General features: G+C 62.4%; 22 protein-coding genes. 15 read left to right on the top strand and 7 right to left on the bottom strand.

The annotated features are described in order from the left end of the window. Both ABD654_RS03790 and ABD654_RS03785 read left to right on the top strand, forming a co-directional pair. Positions 1-1,272: an ATP-binding protein gene (locus ABD654_RS03790; RefSeq protein ID WP_344702465.1), complete on the top strand. Its 1,272-nt coding sequence runs from the start codon at positions 1-3 to the stop codon at positions 1,270-1,272. A gap of 34 nt (positions 1,273-1,306) precedes the next feature. Further along, the gene (locus ABD654_RS03785) at positions 1,307-1,846 is read left to right on the top strand and encodes a response regulator transcription factor (protein ID WP_344702463.1); all 540 of its coding nucleotides are present in this window, start codon (positions 1,307-1,309) and stop codon (positions 1,844-1,846) included. A 15-nt stretch (positions 1,847-1,861) separates the two neighbouring features. Here ABD654_RS03785 and hybE read toward each other — a convergent pair whose 3' ends face one another. Further along, positions 1,862-2,317: a [NiFe]-hydrogenase assembly chaperone HybE gene (gene hybE / locus ABD654_RS03780; RefSeq protein ID WP_344702461.1), complete on the bottom strand. Its 456-nt coding sequence runs from the start codon at positions 2,315-2,317 to the stop codon at positions 1,862-1,864. Positions 2,318-2,509: 192 nt separating this feature from the next. On the opposite strand from hybE, the gene ABD654_RS03775 reads away from it, so the two are divergent. Together ABD654_RS03775 and ABD654_RS03770 are read left to right on the top strand one after the other, a co-directional pair. Next, on the top strand, positions 2,510-2,773 hold the full coding sequence (locus ABD654_RS03775; RefSeq protein WP_344702459.1) for a GrxA family glutaredoxin: 264 nt from the start codon (positions 2,510-2,512) through the stop codon (positions 2,771-2,773). Between the two features lie 133 nt (positions 2,774-2,906). Next, positions 2,907-3,785, top strand: a complete 879-nt coding sequence (locus tag ABD654_RS03770; RefSeq protein ID WP_344702457.1) for a 1-acylglycerol-3-phosphate O-acyltransferase, YihG family — start codon at positions 2,907-2,909, stop codon at positions 3,783-3,785. A 132-nt stretch (positions 3,786-3,917) separates the two neighbouring features. On the opposite strand, the gene gcvT is transcribed toward ABD654_RS03770, so the two are convergent. Continuing rightward, positions 3,918-4,973 (bottom strand): glycine cleavage system aminomethyltransferase GcvT, encoded by a 1,056-nt coding sequence (gcvT, locus tag ABD654_RS03765; RefSeq protein WP_344702455.1) that lies wholly within the window; start codon positions 4,971-4,973, stop codon positions 3,918-3,920. Positions 4,974-5,156: 183 nt separating this feature from the next. After that, complete coding sequence (locus tag ABD654_RS03760; protein WP_344702453.1) at positions 5,157-6,563, bottom strand: alanine/glycine:cation symporter family protein; 1,407 nt, start codon at positions 6,561-6,563, stop codon at positions 5,157-5,159. A 372-nt stretch (positions 6,564-6,935) separates the two neighbouring features. On the opposite strand from ABD654_RS03760, the gene gcvH reads away from it, so the two are divergent. Together gcvH and gcvP are read left to right on the top strand one after the other, a co-directional pair. After that, positions 6,936-7,322, top strand: coding sequence for a glycine cleavage system protein GcvH (gene gcvH / locus ABD654_RS03755; RefSeq protein WP_344702451.1), 387 nt, complete (start codon positions 6,936-6,938; stop codon positions 7,320-7,322). Between the two features lie 86 nt (positions 7,323-7,408). Further along, positions 7,409-10,357, top strand: a complete 2,949-nt coding sequence (gene gcvP / locus ABD654_RS03750) for an aminomethyl-transferring glycine dehydrogenase (RefSeq protein WP_344702449.1) — start codon at positions 7,409-7,411, stop codon at positions 10,355-10,357. Positions 10,358-10,481: 124 nt separating this feature from the next. Here gcvP and ABD654_RS03745 read toward each other — a convergent pair whose 3' ends face one another. Next, on the bottom strand, positions 10,482-11,360 hold the full coding sequence (locus ABD654_RS03745) for a LysR family transcriptional regulator (protein WP_344702447.1): 879 nt from the start codon (positions 11,358-11,360) through the stop codon (positions 10,482-10,484). A gap of 137 nt (positions 11,361-11,497) precedes the next feature. Here ABD654_RS03745 and ppnN point away from each other — a divergent pair, with 137 nt between their 5' ends. Beyond that, a complete protein-coding gene (ppnN, locus tag ABD654_RS03740) occupies positions 11,498-12,880 on the top strand; it encodes a nucleotide 5'-monophosphate nucleosidase PpnN (RefSeq protein ID WP_344702445.1) in 1,383 nt (460 codons plus the stop codon). Between the two features lie 32 nt (positions 12,881-12,912). On the opposite strand, the gene ABD654_RS03735 is transcribed toward ppnN, so the two are convergent. Beyond that, complete coding sequence (locus tag ABD654_RS03735; RefSeq protein WP_344702444.1) at positions 12,913-13,251, bottom strand: PepSY domain-containing protein; 339 nt, start codon at positions 13,249-13,251, stop codon at positions 12,913-12,915. Between the two features lie 219 nt (positions 13,252-13,470). Between ABD654_RS03735 and ABD654_RS03730 the strand changes: the two genes are divergently transcribed. The 5 genes from ABD654_RS03730 to ABD654_RS03710 all read left to right on the top strand — a co-directional run bounded on the left by ABD654_RS03730 (position 13,471) and on the right by ABD654_RS03710 (position 17,581). Continuing rightward, positions 13,471-14,139, top strand: coding sequence for a response regulator (locus ABD654_RS03730; protein ID WP_344702442.1), 669 nt, complete (start codon positions 13,471-13,473; stop codon positions 14,137-14,139). Then, a complete protein-coding gene (locus ABD654_RS03725) occupies positions 14,136-15,488 on the top strand; it encodes a sensor histidine kinase (RefSeq protein WP_344702440.1) in 1,353 nt (450 codons plus the stop codon). The genes ABD654_RS03730 and ABD654_RS03725 overlap by 4 nt, the downstream gene beginning before the upstream one ends. Before the next feature lie 147 nt (positions 15,489-15,635). Continuing rightward, entirely contained in the window at positions 15,636-16,187 is a 552-nt protein-coding gene (locus ABD654_RS03720) for a cytochrome b/b6 domain-containing protein (RefSeq protein ID WP_344702438.1), read from the top strand. A gap of 160 nt (positions 16,188-16,347) precedes the next feature. After that, positions 16,348-16,689: an ArsR/SmtB family transcription factor gene (locus tag ABD654_RS03715; RefSeq protein WP_344702436.1), complete on the top strand. Its 342-nt coding sequence runs from the start codon at positions 16,348-16,350 to the stop codon at positions 16,687-16,689. A 10-nt stretch (positions 16,690-16,699) separates the two neighbouring features. Continuing rightward, positions 16,700-17,581 (top strand): MBL fold metallo-hydrolase, encoded by an 882-nt coding sequence (locus ABD654_RS03710; protein WP_344702434.1) that lies wholly within the window; start codon positions 16,700-16,702, stop codon positions 17,579-17,581. Between the two features lie 46 nt (positions 17,582-17,627). On the opposite strand, the gene ABD654_RS03705 is transcribed toward ABD654_RS03710, so the two are convergent. Beyond that, entirely contained in the window at positions 17,628-19,583 is a 1,956-nt protein-coding gene (locus ABD654_RS03705; protein WP_344702432.1) for a methyl-accepting chemotaxis protein, read from the bottom strand. 214 nt (positions 19,584-19,797) lie between these two features. After that, a complete protein-coding gene (locus tag ABD654_RS03700) occupies positions 19,798-20,148 on the bottom strand; it encodes a c-type cytochrome (protein ID WP_344702430.1) in 351 nt (116 codons plus the stop codon). 350 nt (positions 20,149-20,498) lie between these two features. Between ABD654_RS03700 and clrA the strand changes: the two genes are divergently transcribed. Genes clrA through ABD654_RS03685 form a run of 3 tightly spaced genes read left to right on the top strand, consistent with a single transcriptional unit; the run spans position 20,499 to position 25,011 of the window. Beyond that, a complete protein-coding gene (gene clrA, locus ABD654_RS03695; RefSeq protein ID WP_425552707.1) occupies positions 20,499-23,270 on the top strand; it encodes a chlorate reductase subunit alpha in 2,772 nt (923 codons plus the stop codon). A gap of 12 nt (positions 23,271-23,282) precedes the next feature. Beyond that, positions 23,283-24,263 (top strand): chlorate reductase subunit beta, encoded by a 981-nt coding sequence (gene clrB / locus ABD654_RS03690; RefSeq protein WP_344702425.1) that lies wholly within the window; start codon positions 23,283-23,285, stop codon positions 24,261-24,263. Positions 24,264-24,273: 10 nt separating this feature from the next. Continuing rightward, on the top strand, positions 24,274-25,011 hold the full coding sequence (locus ABD654_RS03685) for a molecular chaperone TorD family protein (RefSeq protein WP_344702423.1): 738 nt from the start codon (positions 24,274-24,276) through the stop codon (positions 25,009-25,011). The last annotated feature ends 51 nt before the right edge of the window (positions 25,012-25,062 follow it).

Raw genomic sequence — 25,062 nt, 5'->3', positions numbered from 1 at the left:
ATGCCCGCCGAGCTGCTATTGCCGCTATCCACGCCCAACCGCAACCTGGTACGCCTGACCATTGTGCGCGGCATTACCTGGACCGGGTTTTTGCTGGCCATTATTGTCGGCGTGGAACTGCTCGGTTTTGATATGACCGTGCCCGCCGTAGTCGGCGTGGTAATCGCCATGGGGTCACTCAATATTGCCACCTGGTGGCGGCTGGGCCGTCCGCGTGACGTGGAGCACACCGAGTATTTGCTCCACCTGCTGGCCGACATCACCGGGCTGACCCTGCTGTTTTATTTCACCGGCGGGGCTACCAATCCCTTTATTACCTACTATCTGGTGCCGGTTACCATTGCCGCCGCCACCCTGCCGTGGTGGCACACCTGGGTCATTGCCGCCTGCGCCATGGGCGGCTACAGCTTTTTGCTGTTTTACTATCATCCCATCCCCCAGCTGCACATGACCGGCGATAGCACGCTAAGCCTGCATATTCTCGGCATGTGGCTGAATTTCGGCCTGTCTGCCGGGCTGGTGACGTTTTTTATCTACAAAATGGCCCACGCCCTGCGCCGCCGGGACCGCGCGCTTTCCCATACCCGCGAGGCTGCCCTGCGCAACGAACAGGTGCTCGCCGTGGCCACTCAGGCCGCCGGCACCGCCCATGAGCTGGGCACACCGCTTTCCACCATGGCGGTTTTGCTCAACGAAATGGAAAACGACGTCGACCCCGATACCCCGCTACACGACGACATTACCCTGCTGCGCCAGCAGGTCGGCCTGTGCAAAGCACGCCTGCAGCATCTGGTAGAAAGCGCCGATCGGCGCCGCATGGCGGAACCCGAAGTGCGCGACGCGGCCGAATGGCTGGAGGGCGTAGTGCAGCGCTGGCTGGTGCTGCGCCCGGACGTCAGCCACCGGCTGACCGTAGCCGAACGCCGCGGCCGCCCCTGGCTGGCCGTGGATGCGACCCTGGATCAGGCGCTGACCAACCTGCTGAACAACGCCGCCGACGCCAATCCGGAAGCCGTCACCATTAGCCTGGAATGGCAGGATGACAGCGTAGTGATCGACATTCGCGATCACGGCCCTGGCGTAGAGCTGGCGATTGCCGATCAGCTGGGCGAGACCTTTGTGTCGACCAAAAGCAAGGGCATGGGCATCGGTTTGTTTTTGACCCACGCCACCATTAACCGCTTCGGCGGCGGCGTCAGTCTGTACAATCACCCCGACGGCGGTACGCTCACCGAGGTGACGCTGCCGCTAGAGGCGCCACCCGCGGGCTAATATCGCCTACGCTCAATCACCCGTCGAGGTCTTTATGCCAACGTCTGCACAACGTCTGCTCATCATTGATGACGATGAAATGTTCTGCCACGTGCTCAGCCGGGCGCTGGGCCGGCGCGGTTTCGACGTACGCGTAGCGCACGACGCCGATGAAGCGCTGGCGCTTGCCGTTGCGCACAAACCCACCATGGCCACGCTGGATCTCAAGCTTGAGCAAAGCTCCGGGCTCAAGCTGCTCCCCGACCTGCTGGCAACGCTTCCCCAGTGCCGCGTTGTGGTCCTTACCGGCTACTCCAGTATTGCCACAGCGGTGGAGGCGATCAAACTCGGGGCGATTAACTACCTGTGCAAGCCCGCCGATGCCGATGACGTACTCCACGCCTTTGAGCATCAGCAGGGCGATCCCGACACCGAGGTTGCCGAGCACCCCCCGTCGGTCAACCGCATTACCTGGGAGCACATCCAAAAGGTGCTGCAAGAGCACGACGGCAACATCTCGGCCACCGCCCGGGCGCTGGGCATGCACCGGCGCACGCTGCAGCGCAAGCTGCAAAAGCGCCCGGTTCGCCGCTAGACGCAGCCGCCGTCGTTATAAAGCAGACGCCTGATCAGGGTTTTCAGGCGCCGTAAACAGCCGCGCTGTCAGCTGCTGGGCCAGCTGCGCGGCCTGCTGCATGCTGTCAAGTTCGCGCAGGTCATCCAGAATACGCCGCTGATACCACACCCGCTCGCCGAAAGCGTGGCGATACAGACGATAGCTACCGGACGGCAAGGCCAGCAGTCGTTCATCCGCGGCGCCGTCGGCTTCGGCGCTTTCATCCAGGGAAAGCGCGACCAGCCATAGCGCACAGGGCGTAATCAAAGCCCCTGCCAGCAGCGTCTCACCGTCCGGCTCGGAAAGGCGCTGAAAACACAGTGCGTCCACACCCAGCCGGGGATTGTAATGCTCGACGGTTTTAAGCGTTACCAGATGCGCATCGCGATACGCTCGCGCCATGTCGGCGAGCATGGCGTATTCCGCACCGCTCGGTGCTGCTATATGCATGGGCTTTCTCCCTGGCGGATAAAAAAAGTAGGCAAGACATCGTTTATCATAACGCGACTTGATAAGCCGCGTAGCAAAGGCCTATTGGTCAGGCAGGCCTCAACCGGCGATAATAGCGCGCCTGCCCCGCAATGCGGGCCACGCGACGGCCCGGCCAGCGGTATCAACAACGTGTCACAGGAGTTCTGCCTCATGTTCGTGGTCATTTACGGACGCATGTCCTGCCCTTTCTGCGTACAGGCCAAAATACTCGCCGAACGGCTGGAAGAAAACGGCCGCATCCACGGCGTGCGCTATGTCGACATGCCCGGCGAAGGCATCACCAAAGAAGACCTTGCCAAGACCGCCGGAAAACCCGTGCATACGGTGCCGCAAATCTTTATCGACCAGGAACACGTCGGCGGTTTTGACGAGTTTCAGGCGTTTGTGCGCCATCACCCCACGCTGAGCGCCTGAATCGCTGCCCGCCGGCGCCTCGCCCCTTTCTCGTTTCTGCTGTTATATTGGCCTGATCATCGCGTGCACCACACAGCACACCCAGCATCCATGTGCCGTACCGCGCATTTTTACGCCAATAGGATCACCGGAAATGCCGATACTTACCGGACTGGTCAGCGCGCTGCTGCTGGCCGGCAATACGCTGTTCTGGACGCTGCCGCTTGTCGCGCTGACGCTGATCAAGCTGGCAACGCCTCGCCCGTGGCAGCCGGCGGTGCTCAAAGCGCTCAACGCCGTTGCGCTGAACTGGATCGGCTTTAATCTCTGGTGGATGCGCCACTGGCTCAAGCCGACGCTTGACGCCCGTCTACCCGCGGGGCTCACGCCCGATCAGTGGTGGCTGATCATCGCCAACCACCGCAGCTGGACGGATATTTTCATGCTGCTGACGGTATTTCACCGTCGCGTACCCATGCCGCGCTTTTTTCTCAAGGCCTCGCTTTTTTGGATCCCCGTCGTCGGCCTGGCGTTCTGGGCGCTGGAATTTCCCTTCATGCGCCGCTACAGCCGTAAGCAGATGGCACATAATCCGCGACTGGCCGACATCGATCGCCGCGCTACCGAACGCATGTGCCGGCGCGCGCGTCACCACCCCATTACCCTGTTCAACTTTGTTGAAGGCACGCGCTTTACCCCGGCCAAACGCGACGCAAGCCACAGCCCTTATCGCCACCTGCTGCGGCCCAAGGCCGGCGGTGTGGCCCAGGTCGTCCGTCTGCTGGGCGACCGGCTGGACGGCATCATCGACGTCACTCTTTATTACGCCAGCCCTGCCCCCAGCTTCTGGCGCTTTTTGTGCGGCCAGGAAGGCCCGATTACCCTTTGCGCCCGCCGGCTTGCAATTCCCGCATGGATGCCCCGTGCGCCTTATCACGATGACCCGCAGCAAAAGGCGCGCTTCCACGCATGGATCAACGCGCTCTGGCAGGAAAAAGACGACTGGCTCGACGAGGCCGAACGCCGGGGCTGATCAATGCGCCGGCCTTTTGCCTGGCGCGGGGTCGCCTGCCACGCGGCCCCATACAGCACCGCCCCGCACGGCAGGGCGAACGGGGCGGTATTGTGGCTGATCGCAGGTCGCCGGTAGGCGCCCGCGGCGGTTTCACCCGCGATAATGGCCCGGTGCAACAAACGGCATTTTGCTGACGGTCATGGCACGCTTTTTGCCGCGTACCAGCGCAAACACCCGGGTATCCGGCGTTTCAAAGTCGCGTTTGACGTAGCCCATGGCCACCGGCTTGCCCACGCTGGGACCAAAGCCGCCGGATGTCACAACGCCAATTTCCTTGTCCGCTTCGTTGACCAGCACTGTGCCTTCGCGCACCGGCGCCTTGCCCTCGGCAATCAGCCCTACGCGCTTGCGATCATGGTCTTTGGCCTCCACCTGATGCAAAATCACATCCGCCCCCGGAAAGCCCCCCGGGCGCTCGCCGTCGTGGCGCCGCGGCTTGCTTACCGCCCAGATCAGTCCGGCCTCTACCGGCGTGGTTTCCGCGGTCATGTCGTGGCCGTAGAGGCACAGGCCGGCTTCCAGGCGCAATGAATCCCGCGCGCCCAGGCCAATGGCCTCAACTTCCGGCTCCGCCAGCAGGCGCCGAGCCATCGCTTCGGTGGCCTCTGCGCGCATGGAAAGCTCAAAGCCGTCTTCGCCGGTGTAGCCGCAGCGGCTGATCCATACGTCTTCNAGCCGCGCCATAACGGCACTGGCATCGGGCCCCTGCAGCGCCAGCAGGCCGCGATCAAGGTTTTCAATCCGGTGGGTTTCGCCCAGGTTCGCGCGCAGGTGCGCAAGGTCTTGCTCCTTGCACGCCGCATTCACCACCAGATAAAAGTGGTCGTGGGCATTGACCACCATCAGATCGTCAAGAATACCGCCTTTTGTACCGGTAAAAATCGCGTAGCGCTGGGCGCCGGGCTTGAGATCCACCAGGTTGGCCGGCATCAGCGTTTCCAGCGCCTCGGCGACGCTGTCTCCGGCAATATTGATCTGGCCCATATGCGAGACGTCAAACAAACCGCAGCGGGCGCGGGTGTGCTCGTGCTCCTTCTTTACGCCCAGCGGGTACTGCACCGGCATTTCATAGCCGGCAAAAGGCACCATCTTGGCACCCAGCTCGCAGTGCAGGTCATAAAGCGGTGTGTGCTTTGGTTGGGTCATGCAACGCTCCTCGTCTGCCACGTTGTCAGCTGATACATAAAAAGCCGGGAAGCCACCCTCGGGCGCCTTCCCGGCTTTCAGGGAACGCACAGCATACCATCGCCGTGCGCTATGATTGATACAAACGGTTGCTATAAACGGTTGCTATAAACGGTTGCTACAAACGGCGGATATAAAGCGCCGCTATGAACGGTCGTGATCCAGCTCTTCTCCCGGACGAATCTCCTCGCCGTTAAAGTAGGCCTTTGCCAGCTTGAACACCACCGGCGACAAAAGCGCCAGCGCGATCAGGTTCGGAATCGCCATCATGGCGTTGAAGGTATCCGCCATCAGCCAGATAAAGCCCAGGTTGGCCACTGCACCCAGCGGAATCGCCAGCACAAACACCACCCGATAAAGCGGAATCGAGCGCGCACCGAACAGAAACTGGCAGCACTTCTCACCGTAGAACGCCCAGCCCAGAATCGTGGTAAAGGCAAACACAGCCAGCACGATGGAAACGATTTCGTTGCCCATGCCGGGCAGTGCCGCATCAAACGACATAGCAGTCAGTGAGGCGCCGGCTTCACCGGTTTCCCATACCGTGGCGGTCAGGATGACCAGTGCGGTGATGGTGCACACCACAACGGTATCGATGAAGGTGCCCAGCATCGCAATCAGGCCCTGGCGCACGGGGTTTTTGGTTTTCGCCGCCGCGTGTGCGATGGGCGCGCTACCCAGCCCCGCCTCGTTGGAGAACACGCCGCGCGCCACGCCGAAACGAATCGCCATCATCACCGCCGCGCCGGCAAAACCGCCGACCGCCGCGTGCGGGTTGAAGGCATAGTAGAAAATCATGCCAAGGGTTCCCAGCAGCTGATCGGCGTTAATCACCAGCACCACGATACCGCCGATAATGTAGGCAATGCCCATAATCGGCACCAGCTTGCCCGCCACCTTGGCGATCCGCTTGATACCGCCGAGAATCACCGCCCCGGACAGCACCATGATCACCAGGCCAGTCAGCCAGGCGGGTATGCCGAACGTGGAGTTCATGGCGTCGGCCACGGAGTTGGACTGCACGGTATTGCCGATGCCAAACGCCGCCACGGCGCCAAAGAAGGCGAAGGCGCCGCCCAGCCACAGCCACTTGCTGCCCAGACCGTTTTTGATATAAAACATCGGCCCGCCGACGTGGTAGCCGGTGCTGTCGGTTTCACGAAAGCGCACGGCCAGCACGGCCTCGGCAAACTTGGTGGCCATGCCCACCAGTGCCGTAATCCACATCCAGAACACCGCGCCGGGGCCACCCAGCGCGATCGCCGTGGCAACCCCGGCGATGTTGCCGGTGCCGATGGTGGCCGAAAGCGACGTCATCAGCGCGTTAAACGGTGAAATCTCACCGTCGTCGTCGGTTTTTTTCCGTCCACCGGGCGTGGCTTTATCGTCACGGCCCTGCCACAACAGTTTAAAGCCGGTACCCAGCTTGCGAATCGGCATGACCTTCAGCCCGGCCTGCAGATAAAGCCCGACCCCCAGCAGCAAAATAAGCATCAAAGGGCCCCATACGACCCCGTTTATCGCCTGGAACAGGCTGGTCAACGTTTCCATTTTATTCTCCTTGGTGCCCTTTAGCCCAGGCGCTTCGCGGCGCGCTGACGGCATTGGAATTGTAGGCGGGCATTGGCGTTGAAAGACGGGCGGCAAGCGCCACCGGCGCGCGTTTATTCTGGTTGTCTGAGCACGCGTTGTCACGCGCTGATTCCAACGTCTAACAAACTGAATACGCAGAACATTCGACTTACGTAGTATTTTCCGGCAGCCGTCGCAAAAAGAGCAGCAAAAACGCCTATTCGCGCCCGCCTTGGCGCCCGGTGCAAAGACCCGGCGGGTAATTTGTTTCCACCGGCAAACGCGGTACTATGAGCGCCATTATCGCCAGCGTTCAGTGACGACGCTTCACGAGCAACCACAGGAAAAAACATGAGCCAGGTTCCCGCTACTCTCCACTACGCCGAAAGCCATGAATGGGTGCTGGATAACGGCGACGGCACCGTTACCGTCGGCATTTCCGACCATGCGCAACAAGCCCTGGGCGACGTTGTCTTTGTCGAGCTGCCGGAAGTCGGCCAGACGCTTGCCAAAGGCGACGAGTTCGGCGTAATCGAATCGGTCAAGGCCGCTTCCGACCTGTACGCCCCGGTCAGCGGCGAGGTCATTGCGGTCAACGACGACTTGGAAGACGCCCCGGAAAGCGTCAACGAAGCGCCTTATGAAGGCGGCTGGATCATGAAGATCCGCATCGACGGCGCGATTGAAGGCCTGATGGACGCCAACGCTTACCAGGCCAGCATCGACGCCGAAGCCTAACCTTCACGCGGCGTGCCTGCTGATGCGGGCACGCCTTTCCTGCCGTCCGGCTTTTTTTCGTCTGGAACGACCCTCTGGAATTCCCCATGTCCGAGTTTTCTGCACTGCGGCCTGATTCGCAGCACTCCCAAGCGGCGCCGCGCCTGGCGGAACTGGCCGATCACGACGCCTTTATACAGCGCCATAACGGGCCCGACCCCCAAGATACAAACGCGATGCTCGACGCGCTGGGCATGCCCGATATGGCCACGCTCATCCACCGTACAGTGCCCGACGATATTCGCCTGGGCCGCGAGCTTGATCTGCAAGCCCCGCACAGCGAAGTCGAAGCGCTCAACGAGCTCGCTCGGCTGGCCGGGCAAAATCGCGTTGCCAAAAGCTTTATCGGCCAGGGCTACTACGACACCCATATGCCCGCGGTCATCCAGCGCAACGTGCTGGAAAACCCGGGCTGGTACACCGCCTACACGCCCTACCAGCCGGAGATTTCCCAGGGCCGGCTGGAAGGCCTGCTGAACTTCCAGCAAACGGTGATGGATCTGACCGGCATGGCGCTTGCCAACGCCTCCCTGCTGGACGAAGCCACCGCCGCAGCCGAGGCCATGGCGCTTTGCAAGCGTGCCAACAAGAAAAACAAATCCGACGCCTTTTTCGTCGCCGATGACGTTTTTCCCCAGACCCTTGACGTGCTCAAGACCCGGGCCGAATACTTCGGCTTTACGCTGATCGTTGCCCCCGCCGATACCGTCGCCGAGCACGACGCATTCGGCGCGCTGCTGCAGTATCCGGGCAACGGCGGCGAAGTGCGCGATATTGCCCCGCTGCTGGCCGCCGCCGCCGAGCGCGGCACCATGACCTGTGTCGCCGCCGACCTGTTAAGCCTTGTGCTGCTCAAAGAGCCCGGCGCCATGGGGGCCGATATCGTATTCGGCAGCGCCCAGCGCTTTGGCGTACCCATGGGCTTTGGCGGCCCTCACGCGGCGTTTTTTGCCACCACCGACAAGCTCAAGCGCTCCATTCCCGGGCGCATTATCGGCGTTTCCAAGGACAGCCGCGGCGGCACCGCGCTGCGCATGGCCATGCAGACCCGGGAACAGCACATCCGCCGGGAGAAGGCCACCTCCAACATCTGCACCGCCCAGGCCTTGCTTGCCAACATCGCCGGCTTCTACGCCGTTTACCATGGCGCCGAGGGGCTCACCAGGATCGCCCGGCGCGTGCACAGGCTGACCGCCATTCTCGCCCGCGGGCTTGAGCAGTCCGGCGTCACACTGGCCCACTCAAGCTTTTTCGACACCCTGCGCCTGACCGGGGTAGACACCGACCGCCTTCACGCCCGCGCCACGCAGGCCGGCGTTAACCTGCGCTACGGCTTTGACAACGGCAAAAGCGACGTCGGCATCAGCCTGGATGAAACCACCGCTGCCCGGGACGTTGCTCTGCTGTGGGACGTCATCCTGGGTGACGACCACGGCCTCTCGGTCAACGCCCTGGACGAAACGATGGCCGCGGAAGACGCCGCGGGCAACGCTGCAATCCCCGCTGCCTGCCGGCGCGAAAGTGACTTTCTCACCCACCCGACCTTTCGCCGCTACCGCAGTGAAACCGAGATGCTGCGCTATTTGAAGCGGCTGGAAAACAAGGATCTCTCGCTGACCCACGCGATGATCCCGCTGGGCTCGTGCACCATGAAGCTCAACGCCACCAGCGAAATGCTGCCCATCTCCTGGCCCGGCTTTGCCCAGCTGCATCCTTTCGCCCCGCGCGACCAGGTTACCGGCTATCGGCAGATGATCGACGAGCTGGCGGGATTTCTGGAGGAAATTACCGGCTACGACCATGTCTCCATGCAGCCCAATTCCGGCGCCCAGGGCGAATACGCCGGCCTGCTGGCCATTCGCCGCTATCAGGCCGCGCAGGGCCAGGCGCATCGTGACGTCTGCCTGATCCCCAGCTCCGCCCACGGCACCAACCCCGCCTCGGCGGCCATGGTCGGCATGCAGGTGGTGGTCACCGAGTGCGACGCCGAGGGTAACGTTGATCTCGCCGATCTTACCGCCAAGGCCGAACAGCACAGCGACCGGCTCTCAGCGGTCATGCTGACCTATCCGTCTACCCACGGCGTCTTTGAAACCCACGTCCGCGCAGTATGTGACGTTGTGCACCGCAACGGGGGGCAGGTCTACGTCGACGGCGCCAACATGAACGCCCAGGTGGGCCTTTCGCGCCCCGGCGACTTCGGCGGCGACGTCTCGCACCTGAACCTGCACAAGACGTTCTGCATTCCCCACGGCGGCGGCGGTCCGGGCATGGGGCCCATCGGCGTCAAGGCGCATCTCGCACCCTTCGTTGCCAACCACAGCGTCACCCCCATCGACGGCGTGGACCCGGCAAGCACCGCTGTGGCCGCCGCGGCGTTCGGCAGCGCTTCGATTCTGCCGATCTCCTGGGCCTATATTAAAATGATGGGCGCGCGCGGACTGCGTGAAGCCACCGAGCTTGCCATTCTCAACGCCAACTATGTCGCCAAGCGGCTGGAAGAGCACTTCCCGATTCTGTATCGCGGTGAGAACGGCACCGTCGCCCACGAATGCATCATTGATGTGCGCCCGCTGAAAAGCGCTTCCGGCATCAGCGAGGAAGACATCGCCAAGCGCCTGATGGACTACGGCTTTCACGCGCCGACCATGTCGTTTCCGGTACCCGGCACGCTGATGATCGAGCCTACCGAGTCCGAATCGCGCTATGAGCTTGATCGCTTCTGCGAGGCGATGATCGCCATCCGCGAAGAAATCGCCCGCGTAGAGCGCGGTGAATGGCCTGTGGACAACAATCCGCTGGTCAACGCCCCGCACACCATGGCGGATCTTGCCGATGCCGACTGGGCTCATCCTTATTCCCGGGCGCTGGGCGCCTTCCCCACCGAGGCGGTAAAAGCGGCCAAATACTGGCCTACGGTCAACCGCGTGGACAACGTGCTGGGCGATCGCCAGCTGATCTGCTCTTGCCCCAGCATTGACGAATACCGCGACTGATATACCGCGACTGATATACCGCGACTGATATACCGCGACTAATCGCGCTTGTAGCGCACCGAAACGCCCCGTCGGCCGCAGCCGACGGGGCGTTTTTTATTGCGTCTCACGCTCTGCGCCACCGCTACCCCCGCCTTTGTTCTCTGAAGCCTTCCAGCAGCTTGGTATAGCGCCGAGGCAGCGCCGCATCGCGACGATGTACAAGATACAAAAGCTCATCGACCGAGTGCTCAAGGCTCAGCTCCTTGACCTGGCGCTGCCAGGGCGAGGTTTCCAGCACCAGCCGTGAAACAACGGTAAATCCCAGTCCCCGGGCCACTGCGTCCAGCACCATGCTCACTTCGTTGGTAAAGCCTTGATGGCGAAAGTGCGTCATCGAGCGAAACACGCCGGGATAGTTGTCGCGCAGCAGCGCCGTTGCCTGATTGATGCCGTCGTAATAGTTGATAAAACCGATGCCCATCAAATCCGAAAGCGTGCTGCCGGCGAAATCTGCCGGCACCACCAGGCACAGCGGTTCGCGGTGCCACAGCGCGCAGTCAAGCTCCGGGCTTTTGACCACTTCGGTGACAATACCCACGTCATAGCGGCCGCTGATCAGGTCGCTGACAATCTCGTGGTTGAAGGCAAAGCTATAGCTTACCGTGAGGTTGGGGTGCATCTGCTGCTGGCCGAGAACATACGGATAGAGCATAAGACCGACGCTGCCGGGCGAGGCAATGCGGCACTCGCCGCTGTCCAGCGAGTCGTCGTCCAGGCCGTGGCGAAACTGCTCGTGCTCGGCAAACAGCTTGAGCGCATAGTCGTAGGTGCGTCGCCCCTGCTCGGTGAGAATAAAGCGCCGGCCGTGGCGTTCCAGCAGCGGTTTTTCAAGATAGGCTTCCAGCTTGCGGATATGCTGGCTGACGCCTGGCTGGGTCATTTCCAACCGCTGCGCTGTTCGCGTGAAGCTCCCCGTTTCCACCAGCATGATAAAAGTACGGAAATAGTGCGCGTTAAACATGATCGTCCGGCTTTTTTGCCCAAATGAACGCCATTTTAACATAGCTCCCGGCGCGCCGGCCCCGTGGCACGCTGTACCGCCCCGGGCGGCATGCTAGTATGAGCGGCCACATTCACGTCAGCACGGACAGCCTCACGATGCGCCACCCCTCCCGCCAACGCCCGACGATTTCCACCGTCATTTCCCCGGAAGGCAGCCTTGAAGTGCTGTCCCAGCACGAAGTCAACCGGCTCAAGCGCACCTCAAAAACCGGGCTGCACGATCTGCTGCGCCGCTGCGCGCTGGCCGTGCTCAACAGCGGCATGCCGACCGACGATAGCCTTGCCCTGCTTGAGGCGTACCAGGACTTTGACATCCAAGTGCTGCAGCAGGATCGCGGTATTCGCTTAAAACTTACCCACGCACCGGCCGAAGCTTTCGTCGACGGCTGCATGATCCGCGGCATTCGTGAACACCTCTCTGCGGTAATCCGCGATATCGTCTACGTTTATAACGAAATCCAGCAGCACAACCGCTTTGATCTCTCCACTGCCGAAGGGACCACCAACGCGGTGTTTCACATTCTGCGCAAGGCCGGCGCCTTCAAGCCCAATCGCGATCCCAGCCTGGTGGTGTGCTGGGGCGGGCATTCCATTTCCCGGGAAGAGTACGACTACACCAAAGACGTTGGCTATCAGCTGGGCCTGCGCGATCTGGACATCTGCACCGGCTGCGGCCCCGGCGCCATGAAAGGCCCGATGAAAGGGGCCAACCTCGCCCACGCCAAGCAGCGCCGCGGCGACAGCCGCTATCTGGGCATCTCCGAGCCCGGCATTATCGCCGCCGAGGCGCCCAACCCCATCGTGAACGAGCTGGTGGTCATGCCGGATATTGAAAAGCGCCTGGAAGCCTTTGTGCGCCTGGGCCACGGCATTATCGTGTTTCCCGGCGGGGTCGGTACGGCGGAAGAAATTCTCTACCTGCTGGGTATTTTGCTCCACCCGGACAACGCGGATATGCCCTATCCGCTGATTTTCACCGGTCCGGCAAGCGCGGCGGACTACTTCAACACTATCGATACGTTTTTGGTGTATACCCTGGGCGAGAACGTGCGCCGCTATTACCGCATTATCACCGGCGATCCGGCCGATGTCGCCCGCCAGATGCGCCAGGGCATCGACGATATCACCGAGTTTCGCCGCACCCATCAGGACGCTTTCTATTACAACTGGCGGCTGACCGTGGCGCGCAACTTTCAAGCCCCGTTCGAGCCAAGCCACGCCGCCATGAAAAATCTCGCGCTGCATCGCCAGCAGCCCACCCATGAGCTTGCCGCCAACCTGCGCCAGGCGTTTTCCGGCATCGTCGCGGGCAACGTCAAGGAAGACGGCATCCACGCCATTGCCGCCCACGGCCCCTTTGAGCTCTCCGCCGAGCCGGAGCTGATGGAAAAGCTCGACGCCCTGCTTACCTCTTTTGTCGCCCAGGGCCGCATGAAGCTCGACGGCCAGCCCTACACGCCCTGCTACGTGCTGAAGTAGCCACGCAGAAAAGGCCGCTGCCCGGCATAGCGCTATTGCCGTTTCGGCGTATCCTTGATGCGATAGCGCTCAAGGTCGTCGGGCATCACCGCGCTATGCGAAAAGGCAATCTCCAGCTTGTGCAGGCGTAGCGAAGCCGGCGCATACTTGGCTTCAATACGGTTGCCGTGCTCGTCGAGCCCTTTCGCTTCGTAGCAACCGTCATCCACGCTGATGCGGCGCACTTCCCAGCCGTTGGCTGCCAGTGCCTGGCGTAGCGTATCGCGCGGCTGCCAGTCTGCTACCGGGTCGTGGCAGTCATCGTCTGCATAGCTACTCGCCGCGGTAAACGTCGCCGCCAGGGCAGCGGCCATCATCAAAGGTTTTTTCATGGTGATCTTCCAAGGAGTAAATGAACCGTTACAGCACGATCTTGACGCTTTATTCTGACCGCCAGCTTAAGACACCCGAGGACATGCCGGCAGCGATCATTCGCTGTAGCGCCGACGACCATAGCACATCGCCGCGGCCTTCAGCTTGCCGTCAGAATGCCCTGCTAGCCTGTGATGCGCGGCCCGAACCGGGTCGCGCTTGTGATAACGCTCAGGGAGATGACAACGATGCGCCTGCTGCTGGTAGAAGATGCCGCGCTGCTCGGTGAGGCCGTGCGCGATCAGATCAGCGAAGACGGCCACGCGGTAGACTGGGTGCACTGCCTGGATCATGCCGCGGCCAGCCTTGCCACCACGGTATACGACCTCATCCTGCTGGACCTGATGCTACCCGATGGCCAAGGGCTTGATTTGCTCAAACGCCGGCGCCAGGGCGGTGACACCACGCCGGTAATCATTCTAACAGCGCGGGATCAGCTATCCGATCGCATCGACGGGTTGAATGCCGGGGCCGATGACTACCTGGTCAAGCCGTTTGACCTGTCGGAACTGTCAGCCCGGGTAGCCGCCGTCGCGCGACGCTATACCGGCAACCCCAACCCGCTGATTCATCTGGGCGCGCTGGAGATCGATCTGGCCAATCACACGCTGATGCGTGCCGGCCAGCCCGTGGCGTTAACGGCGCGGGAGTGGGCACTGCTGGAAGCCCTGTTGCAGCGCCCGCACGCCCTGCTGTCGCGCTCGCAGCTGGAAGACCGGCTGTATGCCTTCGGGGCCGAAATAGAAAGCAACGCCATCGAAGTGCATATAAGCCGCCTACGCAAAAAGCTCGGGCACAGCGTCATTGATACCGTGCGCGGTATGGGCTATCGGCTGGGGCAGGCATGAAGCGCGCGCCCAGCCTACAGCGCCGCCTCAGCCTGGGGCTGACCCTCGGCGTTTCACTGCTCTGGCTGGCGGCCACCGCAGCGACCACGCTCATCGTCGGCCATGCCCTTGACAAGACGCTGGACAGCGCTTTGAAAGAAACCGCGCAGCGCATGCTTTCTCTGGCAGTTGTCGAAATCATCAACCGCGACGAAGCGGACCTGCTACAGCAGGTGGCCTCGTTCAGCGCCCACGAGGAATACATTACCTACCTGGTGCGCGGCGTAGACGGCAAGCCGCTGCTGGTTTCCCACGACATCGACCTTTCCGTTTTTCCCGACACGCCCCAAACCGGGCTGCGCAGCACCGCCACCCATCGGGTGTACGGAATTTCCGCGGTGAGCGATACGTTTTTTATCGAAGTCGCCGAGCCGCTGTCTTCACGGCGTCAAGCGAAGTGGCAAACCACCGGCCTGCTGCTTTTGCCGCTGGCCGGGCTGATTCCGCTGATTCTGATCGGCACCTGGTGGCTGGTACGCCATACGTTGCAAGGCGTTCGAGCGTACCGCGATACGCTGGAATCGCGCGGCGCAGGCGATCTTTCCCGGGTGGCAGGCCAGGACCTACCGGCCGAACTCCTGCCGGTTGCCAGCGCTGTGGACCACCTTCTGGAACGTTTGCGCTGCACCCTGGAAGCCGAACGCAGCTTTACCGCCAACAGCGCCCATGAGCTGCGCACCCCGCTGGCCTCAAGCCTGGCCCAGCTACAGCGCCTGCGTCGCGAAGTGCCCGACGGGCCGGTACAGCAGCGGGCAAAGCATATCGAGGCGTCCTTGCAGGACCTGTCCCGGCTTTCGCAGAAACTCATGCAGCTGGCCCGGGCCGAAAGCGGCAGTTTTCTTACCCAGACACCGCAAGATGTCGTGCCACTCATCGCCCATCTCGTGGACGATTTTCAGCGCACCTCTGCCTCTCCCATTGTGCTTTCGCTGCCCGACAATGGGCCGGTCACCGCATCCATCGAACCGGATGCCCTGGCCATTGTGCTGCGCAACCTGATGGAAAACGCCGTCAAACACGGGCACCCCGGCTCCCCTGTCAACGTTTCACTGACCGACGCCGGTACGCTGCGCGTAGTCAATACCGGGCCTGTGGTACCCAACGCTCGGCTTTCACGGCTGACAGAGCGCTTTCAGCGCGGCGAAACGCGCACCCGCGGCTCCGGGCTGGGGCTTGCCATCGCCCAGGCCATTGCCGATGGCGCAGGCGCCCGGCTTACGCTGATATCACCGGCATCCGGCCGGTCTGACGGCTTTGAAGCACGCCTGCAGCTGATTGTCGTAACTGCTCCGCCGTTAAGCCTGTCGTAAGGCCGGAATGTTGCGATGGCACCGTGCCGATACGGCATACGCCACCGTCAGGCAAAAAAAGGAGCGCACCGTGCACATACATGCCAGGCCAACCCGTCTGCTACTGACGCCATCAGAGCCACGAAAGCGTCGTGAAGGAGCCGTGCAATGACGACAAATCGACAAGCAAGCCCCCAGGGCCAGCGTGACCGGGTGAGGGTCTGGGATCCCGCAGTGCGCCTGTTTCATTGGGGGCTGGTAGCCGCGTTCGCCGTTGCCTATGTCACCGTGGACAGCAGCCGCAGTGTGCATCAATGGGCCGGCTACACCGCCCTGGGGCTGATCGCGTTTCGCTTGATCTGGGGCGTTATCGGCACGCGTCATGCACGCTTTAGCGATTTCGTGCCAGGCCCCCGGCGGCTGCTTGACTATATGCGCCGCGCCGTAAAGGGCCGGGAGCCGCGCTACCTGGGCCATAACCCGGCAGCGGCAATCATGATCCTTTTTCTGCTTGCGGCCACCGGTGCCATCGGCATCAGCGGCTGGCTGCTGACCACCGACTGGGGATGGGGCAGCAGGACAATTGAGCAAATACATGAAACATCGGTGAACGTCACGCTTGTGGCCATCGGCCTGCACGTAGCCGCCGCGATCTATGAAAGCCTTCATCATCGCGAAAACCTGATTCGCTCCATGATAACCGGCCACAAACGACGGTGACGCTATACATTGCTATCGGCAAAACAGCGCGCTGCCGGCGCTCGGCACCGTTGGAGGCATCACAGCGGCCGGCACGCCGGTCAGAATGCCAAATAATTTCAATGAAAATATAATATGATAGGATATATCCTAATCCATCGCCACGAGACCCCCAACTGCCATGCAAGACGCCACTCAAATTGAGCTATCCCGCCTGCGCGAGCAAGCCGGTGAGGCCCGCAAGCTGCTCAAGACACTGGCCAATATCGATCGTTTGATGCTGCTGTGCCAGCTCTCCCAAGGCGAAATGAACGTAGGCGAGCTGGAGCGCGAACTGGGCATCGAGCAGCCCACACTTTCCCAGCAGCTTGCCGTGCTGCGGCATGAAGCGCTGGTCGCCACCCGCCGGGCGGGCAAGCAGATTTACTACCGCATCGCCGACGACAAGGCCATGGCGGTCATTGCAACGCTGTATGAGCAGTTCTGTGCTGACACGGATGCCTCTTCCAACGTGCAAACATAGGTTTTCTCCCATGCCCGATAACAACGCTTCGACACCCGTCGTAACGGCGTTTTTTGACACGCCCACCCGTACCTTCAGCTACGTTGTGCAGGACCCGGCGGGCAGCAGCTGCGCCATCATCGACTCGGTGCTCGACTTCGACTACGCCGCCGGACGCACTGACGTACGCTCGGCCGATGCGATCATCGACTTCGTTCATCGCAAGGCGCTACGCGTGGAATGGATACTCGAAACCCACGTCCACGCCGATCACCTCTCTGCGGCCCCCTACCTCCACGAGCAGCTCGGCGGGCGCACCGGCATCGGCGCCAACATCACCGTGGTGCAGGAGGTATTTGGCAAGGCGTTCAACGCCGGCACCGAATTTGCCCGGGACGGCAGCCAGTTCGACCGTCTGTTTCAAGAGGACGACACTTTTGCCATCGGCGGATTAACCGGCCGCGTGCTGCACACCCCCGGCCATACGCCGGCGTGCTTGACCTACGTAATCGGCGATGCTGCTTTCGTCGGCGACACGCTGTTCATGCCCGACTACGGCACCGCCCGCTGTGACTTTCCCGGCGGCGATGCCGGCGCCCTTTATCGTTCCATCCAAAAGGTGCTGGCACTGCCGGACGACACCCGACTATTTCTGTGTCACGACTACAAGGCTCCCGGCCGCGATACCTATCAGCACCGGACCAGCGTCGCCGAGCAGCGCGCCCATAACGTCCACGTGCACGAAGGCGTCAGCGAAGCCGAGTTCGTGAAGATGCGCACCGAGCGCGATGCAACGCTAGGCATGCCCCGGCTGCTTCTGCCCTCGGTGCAGGTGAACATGCGCGCCGGCGAGCTACCGCCGGCGGAAGACAATGGCCAGGTGTACTTAAAGGTGCCGGTGAATCGCTTTTAAGCCCCGACGGCAATACGCGATAGCCAAGACACAATCGATCGCCGGGCTACGATGCCGATGGCTGGCCCGGCAGGCGCTGCGTCTCTGCGGCGTCACTCACCGTATAATGGCTGATCATCTGTGCCATTTCCCCGGCTTGTTCATCCAGCGAACGGCTCGCAGCCGCCACCTGTTCCACCAGCGCGGCGTTTTGCTGGGTTACCTCCTCCAGCTCGGCGACCGCTTTGTTGATCTGTTCGATACCGGCTGACTGTTCCCCGGTGGCAGCCGAGACGTCACGAATCAGCTCGGCGGCCTGCCGAATCTCGTGGGTAATGCTGTCCAGCGTCGCACTGGTATTGTTGACCAGCGCCTGCCCTTCGCTGATGCGCGCTACGTTATTGGCTACCAGCTGACGGATCTGCTCGGCCTCTTCGGCGCTGCGGCTGGCCAGCTTGCGCACTTCAGCGGCAACCACGGCAAAGCCACGCCCGTGCTCACCGGCGCGCGCCGCTTCAACCGAGGCGTTAAGCGCCAGCAAATTGGTTTGAAAGGCGATGCTGTCGATGGCTTTAACAATGCTGGTGACTTCCTGGTTGGCGGTATGAATCTCTTCCATGGCTTGGCTGGCGCGCTCGGCCACCCGGCTGGCGTCATCGGCTTCGCTGACCATCTTGCCGGTCATGGATTCAACCTGGCGCGTATTATCCGCCGTATGCCGCACGGTTGCCGCAATCTGCTCCATGCTTGAGGCGGTTTCAACCAGCGAGGCAGACTGCTCCTCGGTCCGCTGTGCCAGGTTTTGATTGCCCTTGGCAATTTCACCGCTGGCCTGCTCTACCGACTGAGCGCTGCGCTGCACGCGGCCTACCAGCGCTTCGGTTTCGGCGGAGGCCGAGTTAAAGGCCGCGTACAGCTGCGATAGCTCGTCACTGCCCGGCACGGCAACGCGGCGAGTCAGATCACCGCCTCGCTGGTTGATGTCCTGCAACGCCGAATGCAGCGCCCGCACAATGCTTTGCACAATGAACGTCATGGTCAAAACGGCAAAGGACGCGGCCGCTACGGCCACCACCAGATAGCCGATCAGATCCTGGCGCGCCTTTTCTTTCAGCCGGTTGGCCTTCGCCATCACGCTGCTTGCCAAGCGATCTTCCAACACCTTGAGCCTGTCAATCTTGCTTGTTTGCTGATCAAACCAGCGCACAGGATCAATGCCGTAGCCGCCGGCAACGCCCTGCGTCAGCGCTACCTCGCGCAGCTGCGTTGCTTTTTTGACCTCTTCACCGCTGAGAAAGTCGTCCAGACGCTGGCGAGCGCTGCTGTCGGCCACCACACGAAAGCTCTCCCAGTACGCGGTTTCCTGCCCCTGCATGGCCAGCAGGCGCTGGTATACGGATGGGCGCATTTGATCGGCGCTAAAGACATTGGCCAGCAAGGCGCGCTCAACACCGGCCAGCTCCTTGGCCTTGAGCAGCAGGACATAGGCCCCGAGCTGGCGCGCAATATCGGCATTCATGCTCATGTGCGTCAGCCGGCTCACCAGCGTCAGCAAGGTGCCGTTGGTACGGGTATAGCGATCTACCGCGTCTGCAACGTCGATATTCTGGTTCTGGACGTTGGTACGCAGATCGTCCAGCGCCGACAGCTGCTGTTCGATGGTGCGCATCCTGCGGACAAGCGCGTCGTCCAGCGCTGCCGAACGCATCGCGTTTTGCTCTTCAAGGTAGGCCGATAAAGCGCGGTCGCTGGCGGTATACTGATCGCGCAGCCGGCTGGCTGCGGCGTCATCGCCCCGGCCCATAAACGCCGCGGACCTGCCTCGCTCGCGCTGCAGCTGATGGACCAGATTCCCTGCATGTCGGGCAAGCACCGCCATCGATTGCAGCGAATCCAGATTGGTTACCAGGCGCTGGCGCTCCACAATGCCGCTGCCGGCAAACCAGGCAAGCGCCAGCAAGGGCAGCAGCAAAGTCAGCAGGAATTTCCTGCCCATGGAAATACGGTGCAGCAGATGCATCATGGAAAATATCTCCCGGCGTAGCGTTAGACGTAAGCACTATGTGAAAAAGGATCGATGCATACTATCGGCGGGAGAGGCGGGGGTTGAAATCGTTTTTTGCGACACATAAGAAATGTTTGATTTGCATCAAACAAAACGGCCGCGCGACGCTTGTTGGTTAGCAAAAGCGTCGCGCGGCCGTATCGTTTCGTGCAGGCGGTTCTGGCGCTGTTTATCAGCCCTCGCCGTCGAACTCCGGCGTTTGCTGGCTGTAGTACGCGGCGATATCCGCAATATCCTCGTCCGACAGGGCCGCCGCCTGAGGCGACATCATGGCGGACATGCCGCCTTTGCGGTCGCCGGCACGGTACGCTTTCAGCGCGCTTTCCAGATACGTCGCCGACTGGCCGGCCAGGTTCGGATAGATATCCGCAGACGCTATGCCGTTCATGCCGTGGCAAGCGGCACAGGCGCTGATTTTCCCCTTGCCGGCTTCGGCATCGCCGTCTGCCAGCGCAACGCTGGAAAAAGTCAGCGTGCTTGCCATCATGGCAACCGCTAGCGCTGTCTGCTGAACGTATTTCATATCATGCCTCTCTTGAGCAATAGCTGTTAGGTGCCCTGCTGAGCAAAGCGCTGTATCACAACATCGTCGTCGGGTGTTTCTGTCGCGCCTATTAACGTCGCGCCTATTAAACAAAGCTTACCCGGGCACGGCAAGCCGCCGGACGCCATGGTTTCCAGTGAGCTTGACGTATGTCAAACACCGGTAAGAAAAGGCTATATCCCTATACGATATAAGGCCTTTGCGATGGTAGTATAGCCGCATTCGCTATAAAAATACCCTGATTGCAAACGTGGCCATACGCTCGGATAGCCGCCGATACGAGACGGTAGTCCGGCCCCCGGCCGTAACACTAGAGTGAGGAGACAACCATGGGCATGTGGAAGTTGAAGCGTCGCGATTTCCTGAAAGGCCTGGGGGTAACCGGTACCGGAGCTATGCTCAGCGGCAACGTCTGGGCGCTTAACCGACTGGAACCCATCGGGGACACCCTGGCAAGCGAGTATCCCTATCGCAGCTGGGAAGACCTGTACCGCAACGAGTGGACATGGGACAGCGTAGGCCACGCCGCCCACTGCATCAACTGCATGGGCAACTGCGCGTGGAACGTCTACGTCAAAGACGGCATCGTCATTCGCGAAGAGCAGATCGCCAAATACCCCCAGGTCAACCCGAACGTGCCCGACGCCAACCCCCGGGGCTGCCAGAAAGGCGCGATCCACTCCACCGCGATGTACGAGGCCGACCGCCTGCGCCACCCGCTCAAGCGCGCCGGCGAGCGCGGCGAGGGCAAGTGGCAGCGCATCTCCTGGGACCAGGCCACCGAGGAGGTCGCCGACAAGATCATCGACATCTTCGAGAAGTACGGCCCCGGCAAGCTCAAGACCCACCAGGGTTCGGGCAACCAGACCATGGTGCGCCAGTCGGCCCCGAACCGCTTCGCCTCGCTGGTGGGCGGCATCCAGCTCGACGGCTTCACCGTGGTGGGCGACCTGAGCACCGGCGCCCACCTCGCCTACGGCAACCCTCTGGAGAGCTTCACCTCCGACGCCTGGTTCGACGCCGACTACATCCTGCTCGGCATGATCAACCCCAACGCCACCCGGATCCCCGACGCCCACTACATCTGGGAGGCCAAGTACAACGGCGCGCGCATCACCAGCACCGCGCCGGACTACAACCCCAGCGCCATCCATACCGACCTGTGGATGCCCATCAAGCAGGGCTCCGATCCGTTCCTGGCGATGTCCTTCGTCAACGTGATCATCGAGGAGCGCCTCTTCAAGCCCGCCTTCATGAAGGAGCAGACCGACCTGCCGATGCTGGTCCGCCAGGACAACGGCAAGCTGCTGCGCGAGGCGGATCTGGTCGAGGGCGGCTCCGACGAGGTCTTCTACCACTGGGACCTGAATCGCGGCGAGGCGGTGCGCGCCAAGGGCTCGATGGGCGACGACGACAAGACCCTCAGGCTCGGCGACGTCGACCCGGCGCTGGAGGGCGAGTTCGAGGTCGAGGGCATCAACGTCACCACGGTCTTCGAGCAGGTCAAGCAGGAAGCGGCCAAGTACACCCCCGAGAGCACCTTCGAGTACACCAACATCCATCCGGACGTGGTGCGCCAGGAGGCGCGGCACCTGGCCGCCGCCCGCAAGGCGATCGTGATGCTCGGCTACATCACCTCGAGCTACTCCAACTGCCTCTACATCGGCTGGGGCTACGCCCTGGCGCTGGCGCTGACCGGCCACGGCGGCCGCACCGGCGGGCTGGACACCTCCTGGGTGGTGTGGAACCACCCGAAGTGGACCGAGCTTGCCACCTTCGACGGCAAGAAGTCGGCCCGCTACGAGCCGGGCGGCCTCGGCGAGGTGCTGCGCGGCGGCATGATGGACGGCATCCGCCGCCACTTCGACAACGAGAAGCTCAAGGAGCGCACCGGCTTCGACGTCGACGAGATGGAAGCCATGATGCAGGAGTCCATCGACGAGGGCTGGATGCCCTACTACGGCGAGATCAAGGGCATGATCTCGATCGCCGACAACACCTTCCGCCGCAACAAGATCGCCGAGACCTACCGCGAGGAGCACCTGCGCCAGGCCAGCGAGCTCTACGTCAACATCAACGTGCGCATGGACTCCACCGCCGAGTGGGCCGACTACGTGCTGCCGGCGGCCAGCCACTACGAGGCCTGGGACCTGCGCACCCAGGGCTACCACCGCTTCTGCAACGTCTTCACCCAGTCGGTGCCGCCGGTGGGCGAGTGCAAGCCCGACTGGGACATCATGGCGCTGTTGACCAAGAAGATTCAGGAGCGCGCCATCGCCCGGGGCATCGGCCCGATCCAGGACGGCGAGGTCACCCGCGACCTGCACACCATCCACGACGACTTCACCCGCAACGGTGAGCTCAACACCGACCTCGACGTCTTCCGCTACATCGTCGAGAACTCGCCGGAGTTCGGCGGCGTGAGCGTGGAGGAGGCCAGCGAGCGCGGCTTCATCGTGATGAACGAGCAGGCCGGCCTCAACCAGCCGCTGGAGAAGGACCAGCCCTACAACCCCTTCACCGCGCAGACCGATGGCAAGCAGCCCTACGAGACCCTCACCGGGCGCATCACCTTCTACTGCGACCATCCGCGCTTCGTGAAGCTGAAGTCCACGGTGCCCACGGCGCGGCTCTACGCCGGCCCCGAGGCCTCGAAGTACCCGCTGCACTTCTACTCGCCCCACGCGCGCTGGGGGATCCACTCCAACTGGCGCAGCAACAAGTACCTGCTGCGGCTACAGCGCGGCGAGCCCAACATCTACATCAACCCGCAGCTGGCGGCGGAGCGCGGCATCCAGGACGGCGATCGGGTCAAGCTGTTCAACGCCAACGGCGAGTTCTTCGCCCAGGCCAAGTTCTACCCGAGCATTCCGGCCGACTCGATCATGATGGAGCACGGCTGGGAGCCGCATCAGTACATCCATCGCAAGCCGATGAACAACTCCCACGCCACCCTGCTGCAGCCGCTGGAGCTAGTCGGGGGCTGGGGCCACCTGCAGTTCATCTACGCCAAGTGGAACGCCAACCAGGTGATCCACGAGAGCAGCTACGACATCGAGCTTGCCAAAGCCGAAGACATTGCCGAGCCGCGCGCCGTTTAAGAGGAGATTGTCATGGCTGTCAAACGCCAACTCAGCATGGTGCTGGATTTGAACAAGTGCATCGGCTGTCAGACCTGTACCGCCGCGTGCAAGCTGATGTGGACCAACCGTAACGGCCGCGAGTTCATGTACTGGAACAACGTGGAAACCCAGCCAGGGCTTGGGTACCCCCGCGACTACCAGAACATGGGCGGCGGTTTCGACGATGACGGTGCGCTACGCCTGGGCCGCCAGCCCAGCCAGGAGGACTACGGCATCCCGTGGGAGTACAACTACGAGGAGGCGCTGATGACCGGCACCGACCCGTGGCTGCGCCCCCACGTGAAGCCCACCTGGGGCGCCAACTGGGACGAGGACCGGGGCGAGGGCGACTACCCCAACAGCTTCTACTTCTACCTGCCCAGGCTCTGCAACCACTGCGCCAACCCCGGCTGCCTGGCGGCCTGCACGCGCAACGCCATCTACAAGCGCCAGGAAGACGGCATCGTGCTGGTGGACCAGGAGCGCTGCCGGGGCTATCGCTACTGCGTCAACGCCTGCCCCTACAAGAAGGTCTACTTCAACGAGCAGATCTCCAAGTCGGAGAAGTGCATCTTCTGCTACCCGCGCATCGAGAAGGGGCTGGCCACCGCCTGCGCCCAGCAGTGCGTCGGCCGCATCCGCTGGATCGGCTACCGCGACGACGAGGAGGGTCCGATTCACCAGCTGGTGGAGAAATACAAGGTGGCGCTGCCGCTGCACCCCGAGTGGGGTACCCAGCCCAACGTCTTCTACGTGCCGCCGCTGTCGCCCTCCAAGTACGCCTCCGACGGTCGGGAGCTGGACGAGCCGCGCATCCCGCTCGAGTACCTGGAGAGCCTGTTCGGGCCCCGCGTCGGCGAGGTGCTCGACACCCTGCAGGCCGAGCGCCAGGCCAAGGCCGAGGGTCGCGAGAGCGAGCTGATGGATACCCTGATCGGCTACAAGCACGCCGAGATGTTCAAGCTCAGCTAGGAGAGGCGCCATGACCCAGCCCACCGCCGCATCTGCCGTCTCTGAACAGACGGCACGGCTGGCCGCCGAAGCGTCGCTGTATCGCCTGGCGGCGGCGCTTTTCGGCTATCCGCTGGCCGAAACCCAGCAGGCGCTGGAAGACGGCCGCCTGCACGCCGCTCTGTCGTCGGCCTGGCACACGCTGACCGGCGACGCCTGGCCGGCGCTGCCCCCCAGCGCCAGCCTGGACGACATGGAAGTCGGGTATATGGCCACTTTCGTGCACGGCCGTCGCGGCAAGCCACGCGTAGCACTGCTGGGAAGTGCCTACGACGCGCTGCTCGCCGGGGAAACCCCCGGCGGCTATATGCTCAACGTCCAGGCCTTTTATCGCCACTTCGGCCTGCAGGCCGCCCAGGGCGACGAGGGCCATCTCGACGAGCCCGATCACCTGGTCAGCATGTTGGAATTCTGTGCGCTGCTTTGCCATCTGGAAACCCAGGCGCTCAATCGCCAGGGCGACGCTGCACCCTACCGCCGCGCCCGGCGTGACTTCATCGCCCGCTATCTGGCCCCGATGCTGCATGCGGTCAAGGAGCGCCACGCCAGCGCCGGCAATTACGGGCTGGACGCCACCCTGGCGCATTTGATTGCCGTGCTGCCCGAATGGGCCGAGCGCGAGCGCGCACGGCTTGAAACCCAGGTCGGGCCCTGCCCCGAACCGGGCAGCCGAGCTGCGGCATCGCCCAACCAGGCCATGTGGGACTGACTGCCCCACTGCTCGAATCACGGCGTGCCCGGATACCGTCCGCGCCCCTAC

Source organism: Halomonas cibimaris (genome assembly GCF_039537045.1).
Taxonomy (GTDB): Bacteria; Pseudomonadota; Gammaproteobacteria; order Pseudomonadales; family Halomonadaceae; genus Vreelandella; species Vreelandella cibimaris.
The sequence above is the reverse complement of the archived record's forward strand: the minus strand, read 5'-3'. Positions and strand labels throughout refer to the sequence as shown.